The organism is Streptosporangium sp. OZ121, from assembly GCF_051918885.1.
Classification (GTDB): Bacteria; Actinomycetota; Actinomycetes; order Streptosporangiales; family Streptosporangiaceae; genus Streptosporangium.
Genome location: NZ_JBPXMC010000015.1, coordinates 42271 through 56771 on the forward strand (window position 1 = coordinate 42271; position 14501 = coordinate 56771).

Consider the following 14501-nt stretch of genomic DNA (forward strand, 5'->3'; position numbering starts at 1 on the left):
TCCGCCGGCCCGCACCGCGGACCGGCGGAACACTCCGCGGGCCGGCGGAACACTCCGCGGACAGGCGGAACAGCCCCCTCACCCTGTCGGCCCGCACCGCGAACCGGAGCCCCGCTCCCCGCTGTCCAGGCGTCCGCTCCTTCCCCGGACGCCTCATCGCCCCGGCCGGGCGCGACGACCCCTCCGCCCGGCCGGGCACCCCCCAACCGAGGTATGTCATGCGCACCAGACTGGCGCTGCTCGCGGCGCTCCTCCTCCCGTTCCTCCTCTCCATACCGCCCGCCCACGCCGCCGTCGGCCTCCACGTGAGCGGTACGCGGATCCTCGAGGCGAACGGCGACGCGTTCGTCATGCGGGGCACCAGCCACGCGCACACCTGGTACGCGACCCAGACCGGCTCGTTCGCGGACATCAAGTCGCTGGGCGCGAACACCGTCAGGGTGGTGCTCAGCGGCGGCCGGTGGACCGCCAACGGCGCGGCCGACGTGGCGAACGTCGTCTCGCTCTGCAAGCAGAACAAGCTCATCTGTGTCCTGGAAAATCATGACACCACCGGGTACGGCGAGCAGAGCGGCGCGTACACCCTCGACCAGGCCGTGGACTACTGGATCAGCGTCAAGAACGCGATCGTCGGCCAGGAGGACTACGTCGTCCTCAACATCGGCAACGAGCCCTTCGGCAACAACGCGACCACCCCCGGCTGGACCCAGGCCACCTCGGCCGCGATCACCCGGCTGCGGAGCAACGGCTTCCAGCACCTGATCATGGTGGACGCGCCCAACTGGGGCCAGGACTGGAACTTCACCATGCGCGACAACGCGGCCACGGTCGCCGCCGCCGACCCGCAGCGCAACACGGTCTTCTCCGTCCACATGTACGGGGTGTTCGACACGGCCGCCGAGGTCACCTCCTACCTGCAGGCGTTCCAGACGGCGGGGCTGCCGCTGGTGATCGGCGAGTTCGGCTTCGACCACTCCGACGGCAACCCCGACGAGGACACGATCATGGCCCAGGCGCAGGCCAGGGGGGTCGGCTACCTCGGCTGGTCGTGGAGCGGCAACGGCGGCGGCGTCGAGTATCTCGACCAGGTGACCAACTTCGACGTCACCAGGCTCACCACCTGGGGACAGCGCCTGTTCAACGGGGCGAACGGCATCGCGCAGACCTCCGTCGAGGCCACGATCTACGGCGGCACCGGCACCCCCGACACCCAGGCGCCGACCCGCCCCGGCACCCCCGCCGCCTCGGACATCACCTCGACCGGCGCCCGGCTGTCCTGGACCGCCTCCACCGACGACCGCGCGGTCACCGGCTACGACGTATTCCGGGGGACCACCAAGCTCGGCTCGTCCGCGACCAACTCGATCACCCTGACCGGGCTCACCCCGCAGACCGCGTACAGCGTCACCGTCGTCGCCCGCGACGCGGCGGGGAACACCTCCGCCGCCTCGGCGGCGGCGACCTTCACGACCACCCCGGCCTCGCCGGGCGGTTGCACCTCGACATACCGTACGAGCAACTTCTGGCAGGGCGGCTTCCAGGGTGAGGTCACCGTCCGCTGTGCCTCGGCCGTCACCGACTGGCGAACCGTCCTCACCTATCCCTCCGGCGTGAACATCGGCCAGTCGTGGAGCTCCACCCTCTCCGCGGCTCCCCCGGTCTTCACCTTCACCAACGCCGCCTGGAACGGATCCGTCCCCGCCGGGGGATCCGTCGTCTTCGGCTTCATCGGCACCTGGTCGGGCACCGGCGCCCCGCCCGCCCCCACCCTCTCCTAGACGTACCCCGGCGGCTCCCGGGACCTGTTCGGACCCACCTCGGAACCTCGGGATCCGGAGCCCCACCGTGTCGGCCCGTCCCGGAACGACCTTACGGACACCGCGCCCGCGGGCGGACACGGTCAGGCCGGGCCGAACCACGTCGCGTGCCGCCCTTCCGGTCTGTTCGGCCGAGCCGCCCCTCCGGCCGCACGCCGACGGCGAGGCCGCCGTCACCGGCGGTCTCGCCGCGGCCCCGCGGCCGGTTCACACCGGCCGCGGGGTTCCCCCGCGCCGCGCCCGGATCAGGTCGCGAGCGTGCTCCGGCGATCGGGAGATCCGGTCAGTCGTCGAACCCGAAGCGTCCGCTGCTGTTCCTGTTCGACAGGTAGTTGTTGTTGTTGTTGTGGTTGTTGATCCGCACCTTGACGCGGTGGCGGCCGCCTCCGCCGTGCCGTCCCCAGCCGCCCCAGCCGCCGCCGCAGCCGCGGCGGCAGCCACCCCCGCCCCAGGTCGGGAAGGCCGCGGCGGTGACGGCGGTGGTCGTCGTGGCGGCGCTCGCGACGGTGGTCGCCGCGCCTACTCCGACAACCCCGCCGGTCAGCGCCACACTGAACGCGAGCCCTGCGATAACACTCTTGAACTTGGGCATTGCTTTTCCCCTCGAAAGGTTCAATTACCCCGATTGCCGACATTTCTGGATCAGTCGGAAATCATTAGTGATGGATAGATATGACCCATCCCCGCTTGTCATACTTTCCTGCGTTCTGTGCCCATAAACGATAATTCAATCCTTTTGCACTACGATTGTCAGCTTATGGTGAGCGCCGAACACTTAAGGGTAGTTTTATGATGAAATGTCCCTTATGTGCTATCGGGGGGTGTGGTCCATGAAGACGAGCCGACGGACGGGGCCGGGAGAACCGGGCCGAGGACGGGCCTCCGCGTTCGGCTCAGGGGGCGGAAGACGGTGCCGGGACGAGCGCGACGTCCACCTGTTCCCGGGGCTTCGCGGGCTTCCCGGGGCTTCCCGGGGCTTCCCTGACTTTCCCGGGCGCGCCGTTTCCGCCGACCGGTCCCGTGCCCTCAGGAAGGACGCGCCTCGATGCCGTACTTCTGCAGCGCGGAGACCATCCAGCGCGAGAGGCGTACGTGGCCGGTGAGGGTCGGGTGGACGCCGTCGGGCAGGACCGCTCCGCGACCCCAGCCCCGGCCGTGCGAGCCGAGGGGTTCGAACGGATCGAGGAAGGGCACCTCCTGCCGGTCGGCGGCGAGCAGGACGGCCTCCCGCACGTCGTAGGCCCACCGGGGAGCCTTGGTCATCCAGATCGGGCCGACCAGCACGATCCTGGTGTGCGGCCATCGCCGTCTGACCAGCTCCAGCAGGTGGACGGCCGCGTTCTCGACCCTCGCGGCTCCGATCCGGCGATCGTTGCGCCCGCCGGAGATGATCAGCATGTTGGGCTCGGGGCGCCAGGAGAGCTCCTTGACGAAGGAGTCCTCGAAGGTCCGGCCCACCCGGCCGGGGTTGACGAAGCCCGTTCCCGCGGCGCCCGCGGTGATCAGCTGCCAGCCCAGCTCCCGCGCGACCCTGGCCGCATAGCCGTCCCATGCCCGCACGGGACCCGATCCGACCGTGAAGCTGTCGCCGACGATCATGACGAGCGGGGCCGGGAGCGGTGAGGCGGGCGGGAGGTCCGTGCCGGTGGCCGGCGGCGTCATCGCGCCACCGCCAAGGAGGCATCCCGAAATAAGGCAGGAAATCGCCACAAGAAACGTGACCGCGAGCGTCCACGGTCGTCTACGTACGGGCGCGCGCATGCCACCTCGGGAAACGTCGGACTCCCGACATGATTGCAGATGTCCGCCGCCGAGCGCGGCGACTCCGCCTCATGAACACGACACGATCGGACCCGCGCCTCCGGCCCGGCCGCCCAGGATCAGGGCGGCTCGTCGACCGCGACGGCATCGCCCGCGCCACGGCGGTTCCACCGGATCGGAGCGGCACCGCCGGACCGTGACGGTCCGGGCCCCGTCCCACCGGGCCCGGGCGGGGGAACGGGGCGAGGGTGGGTCAGCTCACATCGGAGGGGCCGACGGACCAGGTGTTGCAGTAGGCGATCCTGGCGTACTTCCATCCCTGGTGGAGCCAGGCGGCGTAGTGCTCGCCGCTGCCGTGGTCGCGCCGGGGGTTGCCGTTCTGGTCGTCGCCGCGCCCGAACTCCGTCCGCAGGACCTCCTGCCAGCGGGCGGCGGTGACACCCAGCGGCTCCCGTACGGTACGGATGAAGGCCCCGGAAAGGCACTGCGCCTGGAGCTCGTGGCGGCGGGAGTGGGAGTCCTGGGCGGCGCGGGACTTGTTGGAGACCTCCCACCACCAGGCTCCGCCGATGCCGGCCATGCTCTGCACGTGGTGCGCGTACTCGTGGGCGAGCACGGCCAGGTAGGGCACGTGGTTCCTGGCGGGGTCGACGTCGCCGCTCTGCTCGATCACATGGCTCAGGCCGATGTACATGCCCCGGTTGGACGGGCAGTAGTAGGCGGAGGCGGAGTTGTCGGGGTAGGTCCCGCAGGGGCCTCGTCCCGGACGGGCCCAGTAGACCTTGCGCGCCGGGAGGAAGACCGCTCCGGCCTGGGAGAACTTCGCCGCCCACGCCCGTTCCAGGCAGTCGGTGACGGCGTTGAGATAGGCCAGCATGTCGCGGGGCTGGGTCGAGGGCCGCGGGGCGCGGCAGGTGGTCCGGCGCATCAGGCCCGTGCCGTACAGCGGGTTGCGCTTGAGCCGGGCCGTGGTGTCCGAGCGCCGCATGTAGCGGAGGTCGACGGCCATGTTCCGCGCCGCGGCGACCGGCGCGATCTCGACGCCGCCCAGCGAGCCGAGGTCCAGCTTCTCCGGCGGGGTGAAGTCCGGCGTGGTGATCTCGGTGTCCCCCGTCTGCCGAGGGGGTGTGCTTCCCGTCGCCACCGGTGCGGTTCCGGGGCCGGCGGGGACCTCGGCCTTCTCCTCACCGGCCAGACCGGCGATCACCACGACCATGGCGAACGCCAGCGCGAGAACACCGAGTACGCCGAAGGCCAGCGGGTTCGACCCCCGTGGGCGCATGCGACCGCCTCTCCAAAGAGTGGATCTCCGGGCGGCAATCTAGCGGATATACACACATATGGGTTTATGAGCGGGAAAAAATGGATACGCGGTGAGCCATCACGGGCCGGTGGATCTCGCTAAGCTCCCGACACATGGCGGCATCTTTCTCGTACCGAGCGGCTTCCTCGCGCCGAGCGACTGCCCTGCGCAGGACCGCCTCCTCGCGCAGGACGGCCGTCCCGCGCAGGACGGTTTTCTCCCGCCGGGCAGCCGGGAGCCTGGCCGCGACGGCCATCCTCGCGCTGGCCCTCGGCGCGTCCCCTGCTCTCGCGTCCTCGGCACCGGCGAGCGGCCCGGGCGCGGAGTCCTCCCAGGCCTGGCGGGCCGCGGCCGGACCTTCCCCGGCCGGGCAGAGCACCCGGCTCGCGCAGGCCGCACATGCCGCACAGCCCGCACGGGCCGGGCAGGCCGCGCAGGCCGGCAAGGTGACGAGCACGACGGTCCAGCTGGAGCTCCGGCAGGACGGCGTGCTCCACGTCAAGGAGGAGGTCGTCTTCGAGGGTGACGCGCCGTCGCGCGACCTCGTCGACCGGACCCGCTACGACGACGGCAGCGACCGGCTCTACCGGGTCACCGGTCTCAAGGGCGACGCCACGCTGGCCGGCGAGACCATCACCCTGAAGGGCACCGGAAGCGCCACCCTGGAGTACGACGTCCAGGGCGCCGTCACGCCGCTGGCCGACGCCCAGGAGCTGCGGTGGTACGCGGTGGGCGCCTGGTCCGTCCCCGTCGAGCAGGCCAAGGTCAGCGTGAGCGGGCCGGCCACCATGCAGAACCTGTCGTGCTTCGCCGGCCCCCTGAGCTCGGCGATCGCCTGCACCGAGGCCTCCATGGACCACACGGGCGTCACCGCCGAGTTCGGGCAGCAGGACCTCGGCACCGGCGAGGTGCTCACCGTGGTCGTCGGCTACCCCACCGGCGCGACCAAGGGCGCGCCGATCCTGGAGCGCCGCTTCGAGCTGTCCAACGCCTTCACCCTGAACGCCGTCACCGGCGGCGCGCTGGCCGGTCTGCTGCTCCTGCTGCTCGGCGGCCTCGGTCTCCTCTACTGGACCCGGGGCCGCGACGCCCGCGTGGTCGGCCACGAGTCGGGCTCGCTCAGCGGTGTCGAGAACGGTCACTTCGCCCCGCCGGACGGCGTCCGCCCCGGCCAGATCGGCACCCTCATGGACGAGCAGGCCGACGTGATCGACGTGACCGCCACGATCGTCGACCTGGCCGTCCGGGGCTACCTCAGGATCGACGAGCAGCCCCGGCAGACGTACGAGACCCCCGACTGGAGGCTGGTACGGATGCCCGCCGCCCAGGTCGCCTCGCTGATGCCCTACGAGCGGGAGCTCTACGACGCCATCTTCGACGGCCACGACGCGGTGCTGCTGTCGGAGCTCAAGGGATCGTTCGGGACCAAGCTGGGCAAGGTCCGTGAGGCGCTCTACCGCGACGTGGTCACGCAGGGCTGGTTCGCCCGCCGCCCCGACACCGTCCGCACCCGCTGGACGACCATCGGCGTGGTCCTCACCGGGCTCGGCGTCCTCGCCACCGTCGCGCTGGCCTGGTTCACCACCTACGGGGTGCTCGGCCTGGCTCTGATCATCGCCGGTGCCGCCCTGGCCGTGGGCGGCCAGTACATGCCCGCCAAGACCGCGAAGGGCGCGGGTGCCCTCGCCCACACCCTGGGCTTCAGGGAGTATCTGTCCGGCGCCGACATCGGCGGGGACGTCCCGGTGGCCCAGCGGGTGGAGCTGTTCTCCCGCTACCTGCCCTACGCCGTGATCTTCGACAGCGTCGACCGCTGGGCCCGCGTGGTCTCCTCGGTCACCGGCAACGGCCAGCAGGCCGACCACCTGTACTGGTATCACGGCCCGGCCGAGTGGGACCTGTCCAGGTTCGCCGACTCGATGCGGACCTTCACCATGACCACCTCCGGGGCGATCTCCACCACCCGCCAGTTCCGCTCCCTGTGAGGACCGCCGTACGCGAATCCGCGGCGGCTACCTGACGCGGATCTCGCCCACCGGACGCCCCCCGCCGAGCAGGACCCCGGCGGCGAACTCGTCGAGCCCGGGAGCCTCGAAGCCGAGAGCGGTCAGGGCCGCGACGGTGACCGGGACCCGGGCACGCTGGCCGCCGTCCTCGATCTTGACGGTTCCCGAGCGGCCGTCGGTGAAGACGAAGGCGTCGAACGCCTCGGCCCCGGCCTTGACCAGCAGCCCGGGGACCGCCCGCATCAGCCGGGCCTCGGGGCGGGTGGTCCCCGACGTCCACTCGGGGTGGGCGCGGAAGGCGTCGGCGACGCGGCGCTCCGGGGTGTCCGGGTTGGCCCGGACGAGGGCGCGGAACGCCCGCGTCACGCCCAGCATCGAGACGAAGAACAGCGGGGCGCCGCAACCGTCCACCCCGCTGGCGGCGACGCGCTCGCCGGTCAGCTCCTCGACCGTGGCGCGCACGGCCCGCTGCAGCGGATGCGCCGGGTCGAGGTAGGTCTCCAGCGGCCAGCCGTTGACCGCGCAGGTGGCGAGCATCGCCGCGTGCTTGCCCGAGCAGTTCATGTAGACCCTGGCCCGGTTCCCTCCGGAGCGCAGCACCTCGTCGCGGGAGGCGACGTCCTCCGGCAGGTCCTCCGGGCAGCCGAGCGCGCTCTCGTCCAGCCCGGCCCCGGCCAGGATCCTCCGTACCCCGTCCACGTGGAACGGCTCCCCCGCGTGACTCGCGCACGCCAGCGCGAGCAGTTCCCCCTCCAGAGCGAGGCCGGCGCGGACCATGGCGAGCGCCTGCAGGGGCTTCATGGACGAGCGCGGCGAGACCAGCGCGTCCACCTCCCCGTGGACCCGCACCAGCGACCCGTCGGCGGCCACCGCGAGCATCCGCGCCCGGTGGGTGGACTCCACGAACCCCGAGCGGACGACCTCGACCAACAATGACTCAGCAGACACCTTTGTCTCCTTTCGCCCGAAGTCTAGAGATGCCCGGGAGCACGGGATGATGGGGGCATGCGTGCGGTCGTACAGCGGGTGAGTTCCGCGTCGGTGGTGGTGGACGGCGTGACGGTCGGGGCGATCGACGAGCCGGGGCTGCTGGTCCTGGTCGGCGTGACCCACAGCGACACGCGCGCCGAGGCGGCCAGGCTCGCCGCCAAGCTCTGGGGCCTGCGGATCCTCTCCGGCGAGAAGTCCTGCTCCGACATCGGCGCGCCCCTGCTGGTGGTCAGCCAGTTCACCCTGTACGGCGACACCCGCAAGGGACGCCGTCCCACCTGGCAGGCCGCCGCCCCGGGTCCGGTCGCCGAGCCGCTGGTGGAGGCGGTCTGCGCCGAGCTGCGCGGGCTGGGCGCCCGCGTGGAGACAGGGGTGTTCGGTGCCGACATGAAGGTCGGGCTGACCAACGACGGCCCGATCACCCTGGTTCTGGACATCTGACCACCCGGGGCCGTACGCGCGCGCCCCGGGAAGGCCGAGCGGCCCGGGACCGCGACAGCGGCCATCCGGGCGGCCGGACAGCCGGGAACGATGACGGCGGCATCCGGGCGGGCCGGAAGCGGCCCGCCCGGGGCGACGCCGTCAGGCGTGAGCCGTCAGGCGTCGAGCGTCAGATGTCAGCGGATGCGGCGGCGCAGGTTCGGGTCGATCTGGACGTTGCGCCCGGCGTCCGGCGGCACGATGACCTCCTGGGACGCGGCCACTCCCGCGGCCTCCAGCGTGGTGTCCACCGGCACGGTCCGCTTGACCACGGCCAGCGCGACCGGACCCAGCTCGTGATGGCGCGCCGAGCTTCCCACGAAACCGATCTCCGCGCCGTCGAGGGTCACCGGGGCGCCGTGCTTGGGCAGGGTGTCGACGCTGCCGTCCAGGTGCAGGAAGACCAGCCGACGCGGCGGGTGGCCCAGGTTGTGCACGCGGGCCACGGTCTCCTGGCCCTTGTAGCAGCCCTTGTTGAGGTGGAGGGCCGTGCCGATCCAGCCCACCTCGTGCGGAATCGTCTTGTGGTCGGTCTCGAAGCCCAGGCGGGGGCGGTGCTCCTCGATCCGCAGCGCCTCGTACGCCCAGAGCCCGGCGAGCCTCAACCCGAGATGCCCGGCCAGCAGGTCACGCGGGAGCAGGATGTCCCGCCCGACGGCGATGGCTCCCTCGGGCAGGTCGGGGTGCGCCTCCCCCGCCACGGAGACCACGGCGTAGCGATCCGTCACGTCGGCGACCTCGACCCTCAGCATGAACCGCATCTTGTCGAGGAACGCGGCCACCTCCGCGCCGGTGCCCGGCTCGACGTGGGCCCACACCGCCTCGCCGTCGTCGACGAGGACGAGGTGGTGCTCCACCCTGCCCTGGGCGTCCAGCAGCAGCGTCTCGGTGGGCCGGCCGGGTTGCAGATCGTCGAGTTTCTGCGAGCTGAGGCTGTTGAGCCAGCTCAGACGGTCGGGACCGGAGATCCGGACGACCTCGCGGTTGCTCCGGTCGACCATCGCCTCCCCGGCGAGCAGCGCGCGCTGCTCGGCGAACGGGTCGCCGTAGTGTCCGGCGACGTCGGCGTCGGGGGTCTCAGCCGCGACCGCGCCGGGAGTGTCCAGCAGAGGGCTTCGCATGCACACAGCCTACGAGGCCTCGCCGAAGAGGGCTGCGGCGACTCTTCCCCCGGCGGGTCCCGGGCCGTACGACACACCTCGGCGGCTCGGCGGGACAGAGGCCGAAGCGTGTCCCCCTGCGGCTCGGTGACGTACCCCGGCACCGGTTCCCCGGCGGCCCGGCGAACGTACTCCGGCGACGGCCTCCCCTGCGGCTCAGCGGCACTTGCGGCAGCGGCCGAAGACCGTCAGGTGGTGCACGTCGGTGAGGAACCCGAGCTTCTGGTCGAGGTTGGCGACGAAGTTCTCCACCAGGTCGGGGCTGACCTCGCTGATCTCCCCGCAGCCACGGCAGACCAGATGCACATGATCGGCCTCGGCCGTCAGGTGGTAGGTGGGGGCGCCGTGCCCGAGATGGGAGTGGGTGACCATGCCGAGCTCCTCAAGGAGCTCAAGGGTCCGGTAGACGGTTGATATGTTCACCCCGCGCGCGGTCTCCCGCACCCGGGTGCAGATCTCCTCTGGAGTGGCGTGCTCGCAGGCCTTGACCGCCTCAAGCACCAGCTGGCGTTGCGGAGTGACCCGGTAACCGCGTGCCCGCAGTTCCTCATGCCACGACGTCTCGGTCATATCCAGAGTCTATGAGCATCGGGGCTCTCCCCGTCGTCCTACGGCCCGAGAGGCCGGGGAACGACGATCCGGTGCTCGAAAGGGCCCCATGACCCGACCACACCAGGCACCCTGAACACGTATCGCCGGACGGGAGTCGAGCCCTCAGGCCCGTTTCAGTAGGGGCTCATCTGGTCCAGCACTTTGGTGGCGAGCGCCAGGAACTCCTCTGCCTTCGCCATGTCCCGCACGACGTCTTCGGGAGTGATCTCCGGAGTATCGGGGCGGGGATACTCGGCGCTGTTACGTCTGCGGCGCATCCGGTCGAACGAGCGGAGCGACTGCCCGAGCGGAGGATCCAACTGGGCGGTGACCGCGTCCAGCACGGCGAGGTGACCGCCTCTGCTGGTGGCTCGCAGACCTTGGTTCTCCAGAATGGACGCGAGGGCCTTTCGAGAGGCGTCGTAGAGAAGTTGATACGCTCCCGTCGCGTCCGTTTTGAAGCCGCTGCGAGCGAGCTCGATATGCCGCCCGGCCTGTGCCAGCAGGGTGTCCGCGTGTTCCCGGCTCGGTGGGACGCGCTCCAGTTGCCCCGAGGCCAGCATGCTGTCGACCTGGTCGCGTCCTTGCATCCATCTCATGGGACGACCCGTTTCTGCATCAGAGAGCGAAGAGGCTTGTTTCGCAGGGATGCCACGAAGGGGTTGTCCACGTCGTCGGTCCACGTCGCCAAGGAGATCCTGCTGATGTTCACCTCGCGACCGAGAATTCGTTCGGCCGCTCGCGCCGCGTCGTAGAGCTCGTCCTCGTCTGCGGATCCCACGACGAGAACGTCGATATCACGTGGCGGCGGTCCGGCCTGATTCGCATATCGAGCAGCCCAGGAGCCGTAGATGTAAGCCTCGTCGATGCCGGAGATCGGCTCAAGAAGAGGCGGCAGGACGGCTGCCGGGCCAAAGGTCACCGCCAGCAGATCGGTCAGTGGCCGCGCGACGATCGTGTCAGGATTGGCGCGAACGAGACGAAGGTTGCCGTGTCGCCTCTCCGAGGTCAGCCCGGCATCCATGAGCCTGTCCACCTCACGGCTCACCGTCGCCTGGGACGAGCCTGTTCGTGCGGTGAGGTCGGTTATCGAATACTCGTTCTCTGGATGTAGATACAGCCAGGCGAGCAGCTCCCCTGTGACGTTGGAGCGGAGTAGAGGCAGCAGCAGAGGTGGCATTGCCCTCATAGATGAATAGTACCATCCATCTATAGCAAGTAGTTCACTTTAAGTGATCAAATTATCGCTAGAAGTGGCCACAGCCGCACAGGATGCCGACGGCGGTCGAACGACGGGCTCCGGCCGCCGTGGCGTCCCGCCGGCTCCTCGTCGAGCCGCGTCGGGGCTGGTCAGAAGGCGGGTTCTGGTGGGCGGCGGCGGGTCTGGAAAATTCATTTGCCCCGGGGGCGCGGAGTTTCATAACGTACAGGCACGCCGAAAGGAGGTGGTCCGAACGATGGTTGATCATAGTTGGGCTAGCGAGGTGGCTGTCCGCTAGGACGCCGCGACCGGACTCTGTCCGGGCGTCAGGCGACGTTCGGCGAATCCACGACAATCACCGGAACCCCGGGCCGCCGGAGGCGGGCGATCCCGCCTGTAGTCCACCGGCCCTCCTGCCGAGCAGGGGGAAGTGGCCCGGGGTTCTTCCCTTTCCAGCGCCTTCCTTCTGGAGTGTCCTGCTTCCGCGAAGCACCCCTCCGGAAGCCGTCCCTTTACAAGACCGTCACTCCTGGAAGCCGGGGTTGGCGCAGTGCAGCGGGCGCTCACCGCCGAGGACCCTGACGATGTCCTCGCAGATCATCCGGGTGTGGTTGATCTCGGTGTCGTAGGTTCCCGAGCCCAGATGCGGGGTCAGCACCACGTTGTCCATGTCGGCGAGCGGGTGGGCCGGGTCGAGCCACTCCCCGGTGAACCGGTCGAGGGCCGCTCCACCGAGATGGCCCGCCTTCAGGGCTCCGACGAGCGCGTCCATGTCGTGCAGGGCCGCGTCCGCGGTGTTGACGAAGATCGATCCGGGCTTCATCGCGGCGAACTCCGCCGCCCCGACCGACCGGCCTCCGGACGCGGAGGCGTGCACGGAGACGACGTCGGCCTGGGCCAGCAGGACGTCGAGCCCGTACCGGTTCTCCGCCGCGTCGGGGTCGTGGACCATGACGCGCATGCCCAGCCCCTTCATCCGCCAGGCCAGCGCGCGGCCGACCACCCCGTAACCGACCAGGCCGATGGTCCGGCCCGCGAGCTCCCACGCGCGGTACCGCCGGTAGGAGGCCATGCCCCGCCGGATCTCCCTGTCGCCGACCGCCACCCGGCGGGTCACCGCGAGGATCAGGGCGAGGGTGAGCTCGGCGATCGCGTCGGCGTCGCGTCCCGGGGCGCAGACGACGGGGATGCCCTTCGCCGTGGCGACCGGGAGGTCCACGTTCCCCGCCTCGCCACGGGCGCAGCCCACCACCAGCAGGGGAAGGTCCAGGACCGGACCTGCGACCTCGTCGGACTCGGTGATGAGGATGCGCGCGCCGGTGTCCGCGATCTGCCTGGCGAGCTCGTCCGCCGGGTGGGGACGGTGGTCCGCCGGGTCGTAGTGGACGTCGATCAGCTCTCTCAGGCGGTTCCACTCCTGGCCTCGCATCGGCGCCAGTACGAGTGCTCGTGGTTTCACCGCGCCTCCTTTTCAGGAAATTTTGGTATTTGGGAGCTTTCCACGAACGTCACGATCGGTCTCGACAGTGACCGGACCGTCATCAACCGGCCCACCTGCTCCTCCCGTTTCCCGGTTCCCGTTCGGAAAAGGAGAGTCCCTGGCGAACGCCGGCCGGGCGGCACGGGCCATGCCGGATCACCGCCCCCACCCGGATCCGGCCCGGCGCGCGGGCGGCGTGAAGAACGGGGAGAGAACGCGGATCCGCCGGTCAGTGCTCGCCGCGGGCGGGGACTCCCAGGGCGGCGCAGGCGTCACGGTAGAGGCGGACGACCTCCGTGCGGACCTGGGCGCGCTCGGTCAGCGTGGTGCTCCAGGGGACCCGGACCGTGACGTCCCGCCCGCCGACCACGGCGGCGAACTCGATCGCCTCGGCGTCGACGCCGGTCGTCGTCGCGCCGGTGGCCTCGGGTTGCCCGCCGAGGCCCTTGCAGATCAGCAGCGCGTCATCGGCGTGGTCGTCGTTCATGTGGCGCTTGATGGCCTCGACCACGTCGGGGGTGAAGGGGGTGCTCATGCTCAGAGGGTAACCAGCGCCCCGCCGCACCCCATCGCGGGCAGCGGGCGGAGACCCGGGCCTCACCCGGCGTCGGGGACGAACCTCACCCGGCCCCGGGTGCGGACCTCACACCTCGTCGGGGACGAAGTCACCGACCCGCTTGAGCTCGGCCGAGATGTGGGACTGGAGCGGCTGCCCCATGGAGGCCATGTCGTACGCCCACATCAGGTTGCCGTTGACCAGCCCGTAGAGGCGGTGGCCCGCCGTGTACTCCTTGGCGGTCGCGGTTCGGGCCACCACGTCGGTCTGGAGCTCGATCTTGTTGAAGACCACCTCGCCGACGTAGATCTCCACGATGCCCGTGGGGTGCGACAGGCACACCTCAAGCTGGCGGCCGGGGAGCTGGCGCCAGAAACCGGTCTCGGTGCCCAGCGGCCGGACCTTGTCACCCGCCTCGTCGAGCAGCCAGGTGCGGCTGCTGTAGGTCAGGAACGGCTTGCCGTTGTGACCGAAGACGATCTCCTGGCCGAAGTTGAAACTCTCGATCGTCGGATACCCCCCGACCCCGGCGCCTTCCCATCGGCCCAGGAGGAAGGCGATCGGCTCAAGGTCGGAATGCAGTTCGGGAACGTCCATGAAACGAGCCTAGGGCCGCCCAGGTACGGTTCGCGCCGGTGACACCGGGCCACATAGGCTTCGAGCATGGCACGATCACTGGTGATCAAGGTTACCGCAGGCGAAGACTCACCTGAGCGCTGCAATCAGGCGTTCACGGTGGCCGCGGCGGCGTTGGCGAGCGGGGTTCCCGTCTCGCTCTGGCTGACGGGCGAATCCGCCTGGTTCGCCCTTCCCGGCCGGGCGAAGGAGTTCACCCTCCCGCACGCCGCCCAGCTCGGGGACCTGCTCGACACGGTGCTCGCGGGGGGCAGGGTGACCCTGTGCACGCAGTGCGCGGCCCGGCGGGACATCACGGTCGACGACGTGATCGAGGGCATCCGCATCGCGGGCGCCCCCACCTTCGTGGAAGAGGTGCTGGGCGAGGGCGTCCAGGCCCTCGTCTACTGAGACCACCGGAACACGCCCGCCCCCAGCCCGAGCCCACGGCCGCCGGGCCACCGGCCGCCTGACGAGGCCGGGCAGCCGGTCTCCCACGCCGGTGGGACGCCACCGTCAGCAGGACGCCTCCACCGGCGAG

General features: G+C 70.5%; 15 protein-coding genes. 4 read left to right on the forward strand and 11 right to left on the reverse strand.

Annotation, left to right across the window (positions count from 1 at the left end; genetic code table 11):
- Window positions 1-218: 218 nt before the first annotated feature.
- Entirely contained in the window at window positions 219-1778 is a 1560-nt protein-coding gene (locus ACTOQ1_RS24830) for a cellulase family glycosylhydrolase (RefSeq protein ID WP_440070424.1), read from the forward strand.
- A gap of 322 nt (window positions 1779-2100) precedes the next feature.
- Here ACTOQ1_RS24830 and ACTOQ1_RS24835 read toward each other — a convergent pair whose 3' ends face one another.
- The 3 genes from ACTOQ1_RS24835 to ACTOQ1_RS24845 form a co-directional block, all read right to left on the reverse strand.
- Complete coding sequence (locus ACTOQ1_RS24835; protein WP_440070426.1) at window positions 2101-2409, reverse strand: hypothetical protein; 309 nt, start codon at window positions 2407-2409, stop codon at window positions 2101-2103.
- Window positions 2410-2843: 434 nt separating this feature from the next.
- Entirely contained in the window at window positions 2844-3479 is a 636-nt protein-coding gene (locus tag ACTOQ1_RS24840; protein ID WP_440070427.1) for an SGNH/GDSL hydrolase family protein, read from the reverse strand.
- Window positions 3480-3831: 352 nt separating this feature from the next.
- On the reverse strand, window positions 3832-4860 hold the full coding sequence (locus ACTOQ1_RS24845) for a neutral zinc metallopeptidase (RefSeq protein ID WP_440070428.1): 1029 nt from the start codon (window positions 4858-4860) through the stop codon (window positions 3832-3834).
- 134 nt (window positions 4861-4994) lie between these two features.
- On the opposite strand from ACTOQ1_RS24845, the gene ACTOQ1_RS24850 reads away from it, so the two are divergent.
- Window positions 4995-6866, forward strand: a complete 1872-nt coding sequence (locus tag ACTOQ1_RS24850) for a DUF2207 domain-containing protein (protein WP_440070429.1) — start codon at window positions 4995-4997, stop codon at window positions 6864-6866.
- Window positions 6867-6893: 27 nt separating this feature from the next.
- On the opposite strand, the gene ACTOQ1_RS24855 is transcribed toward ACTOQ1_RS24850, so the two are convergent.
- Window positions 6894-7835 (reverse strand): asparaginase, encoded by a 942-nt coding sequence (locus ACTOQ1_RS24855; protein ID WP_440070430.1) that lies wholly within the window; start codon window positions 7833-7835, stop codon window positions 6894-6896.
- 57 nt (window positions 7836-7892) lie between these two features.
- On the opposite strand from ACTOQ1_RS24855, the gene dtd reads away from it, so the two are divergent.
- Window positions 7893-8318 (forward strand): D-aminoacyl-tRNA deacylase, encoded by a 426-nt coding sequence (dtd, locus tag ACTOQ1_RS24860; RefSeq protein ID WP_440070431.1) that lies wholly within the window; start codon window positions 7893-7895, stop codon window positions 8316-8318.
- Between the two features lie 176 nt (window positions 8319-8494).
- Here dtd and ygfZ read toward each other — a convergent pair whose 3' ends face one another.
- From ygfZ to ACTOQ1_RS24895, 7 genes are all read right to left on the reverse strand, one after another.
- On the reverse strand, window positions 8495-9478 hold the full coding sequence (gene ygfZ, locus ACTOQ1_RS24865) for a CAF17-like 4Fe-4S cluster assembly/insertion protein YgfZ (RefSeq protein WP_440070432.1): 984 nt from the start codon (window positions 9476-9478) through the stop codon (window positions 8495-8497).
- Window positions 9479-9673: 195 nt separating this feature from the next.
- Window positions 9674-10087 carry a Fur family transcriptional regulator gene (locus ACTOQ1_RS24870; protein WP_440070433.1) on the reverse strand — a complete coding sequence of 138 codons (414 nt, stop codon included), beginning with the start codon at window positions 10085-10087 and terminating at the stop codon, window positions 9674-9676.
- Between the two features lie 155 nt (window positions 10088-10242).
- Window positions 10243-10707, reverse strand: coding sequence for a hypothetical protein (locus ACTOQ1_RS24875; protein ID WP_440070434.1), 465 nt, complete (start codon window positions 10705-10707; stop codon window positions 10243-10245).
- A complete protein-coding gene (locus ACTOQ1_RS24880) occupies window positions 10704-11297 on the reverse strand; it encodes a hypothetical protein (RefSeq protein WP_440070435.1) in 594 nt (197 codons plus the stop codon). The genes ACTOQ1_RS24875 and ACTOQ1_RS24880 overlap by 4 nt, the downstream gene beginning before the upstream one ends.
- Before the next feature lie 535 nt (window positions 11298-11832).
- On the reverse strand, window positions 11833-12768 hold the full coding sequence (locus ACTOQ1_RS24885; protein WP_440070436.1) for an NAD(P)-dependent oxidoreductase: 936 nt from the start codon (window positions 12766-12768) through the stop codon (window positions 11833-11835).
- A 250-nt stretch (window positions 12769-13018) separates the two neighbouring features.
- Entirely contained in the window at window positions 13019-13324 is a 306-nt protein-coding gene (locus tag ACTOQ1_RS24890) for a DUF2470 domain-containing protein (protein ID WP_362503330.1), read from the reverse strand.
- A 108-nt stretch (window positions 13325-13432) separates the two neighbouring features.
- On the reverse strand, window positions 13433-13942 hold the full coding sequence (locus ACTOQ1_RS24895) for an FABP family protein (protein WP_440070437.1): 510 nt from the start codon (window positions 13940-13942) through the stop codon (window positions 13433-13435).
- 66 nt (window positions 13943-14008) lie between these two features.
- On the opposite strand from ACTOQ1_RS24895, the gene ACTOQ1_RS24900 reads away from it, so the two are divergent.
- Entirely contained in the window at window positions 14009-14371 is a 363-nt protein-coding gene (locus ACTOQ1_RS24900) for a DsrE family protein (RefSeq protein WP_440070438.1), read from the forward strand.
- Window positions 14372-14501 lie beyond the last annotated feature (130 nt).

Excerpts from the sequence above, each read along its gene's own strand:
- ACTOQ1_RS24830 (WP_440070424.1), top strand. The coding sequence starts at position 219 with ATGCGCACCAGACTGGCGCTGCTCGCGGCGCTCCTCCTCCCGTTCCTC.
- ACTOQ1_RS24835 (WP_440070426.1), bottom strand. The coding sequence starts at position 2,409 with ATGCCCAAGTTCAAGAGTGTTATCGCAGGGCTCGCGTTCAGTGTGGCG.
- ACTOQ1_RS24840 (WP_440070427.1), bottom strand. The coding sequence starts at position 3,479 with ATGACGCCGCCGGCCACCGGCACGGACCTCCCGCCCGCCTCACCGCTC.
- ACTOQ1_RS24845 (WP_440070428.1), bottom strand. The coding sequence starts at position 4,860 with ATGCGCCCACGGGGGTCGAACCCGCTGGCCTTCGGCGTACTCGGTGTT.
- ACTOQ1_RS24850 (WP_440070429.1), top strand. The coding sequence starts at position 4,995 with ATGGCGGCATCTTTCTCGTACCGAGCGGCTTCCTCGCGCCGAGCGACT.
- dtd (WP_440070431.1), top strand. The coding sequence starts at position 7,893 with ATGCGTGCGGTCGTACAGCGGGTGAGTTCCGCGTCGGTGGTGGTGGAC.
- ygfZ (WP_440070432.1), bottom strand. The coding sequence starts at position 9,478 with ATGCGAAGCCCTCTGCTGGACACTCCCGGCGCGGTCGCGGCTGAGACC.
- ACTOQ1_RS24870 (WP_440070433.1), bottom strand. The coding sequence starts at position 10,087 with ATGACCGAGACGTCGTGGCATGAGGAACTGCGGGCACGCGGTTACCGG.
- ACTOQ1_RS24875 (WP_440070434.1), bottom strand. The coding sequence starts at position 10,707 with ATGAGATGGATGCAAGGACGCGACCAGGTCGACAGCATGCTGGCCTCG.
- ACTOQ1_RS24880 (WP_440070435.1), bottom strand. The coding sequence starts at position 11,297 with ATGAGGGCAATGCCACCTCTGCTGCTGCCTCTACTCCGCTCCAACGTC.
- ACTOQ1_RS24890 (WP_362503330.1), bottom strand. The coding sequence starts at position 13,324 with ATGAGCACCCCCTTCACCCCCGACGTGGTCGAGGCCATCAAGCGCCAC.
- ACTOQ1_RS24895 (WP_440070437.1), bottom strand. The coding sequence starts at position 13,942 with ATGGACGTTCCCGAACTGCATTCCGACCTTGAGCCGATCGCCTTCCTC.
- ACTOQ1_RS24900 (WP_440070438.1), top strand. The coding sequence starts at position 14,009 with ATGGCACGATCACTGGTGATCAAGGTTACCGCAGGCGAAGACTCACCT.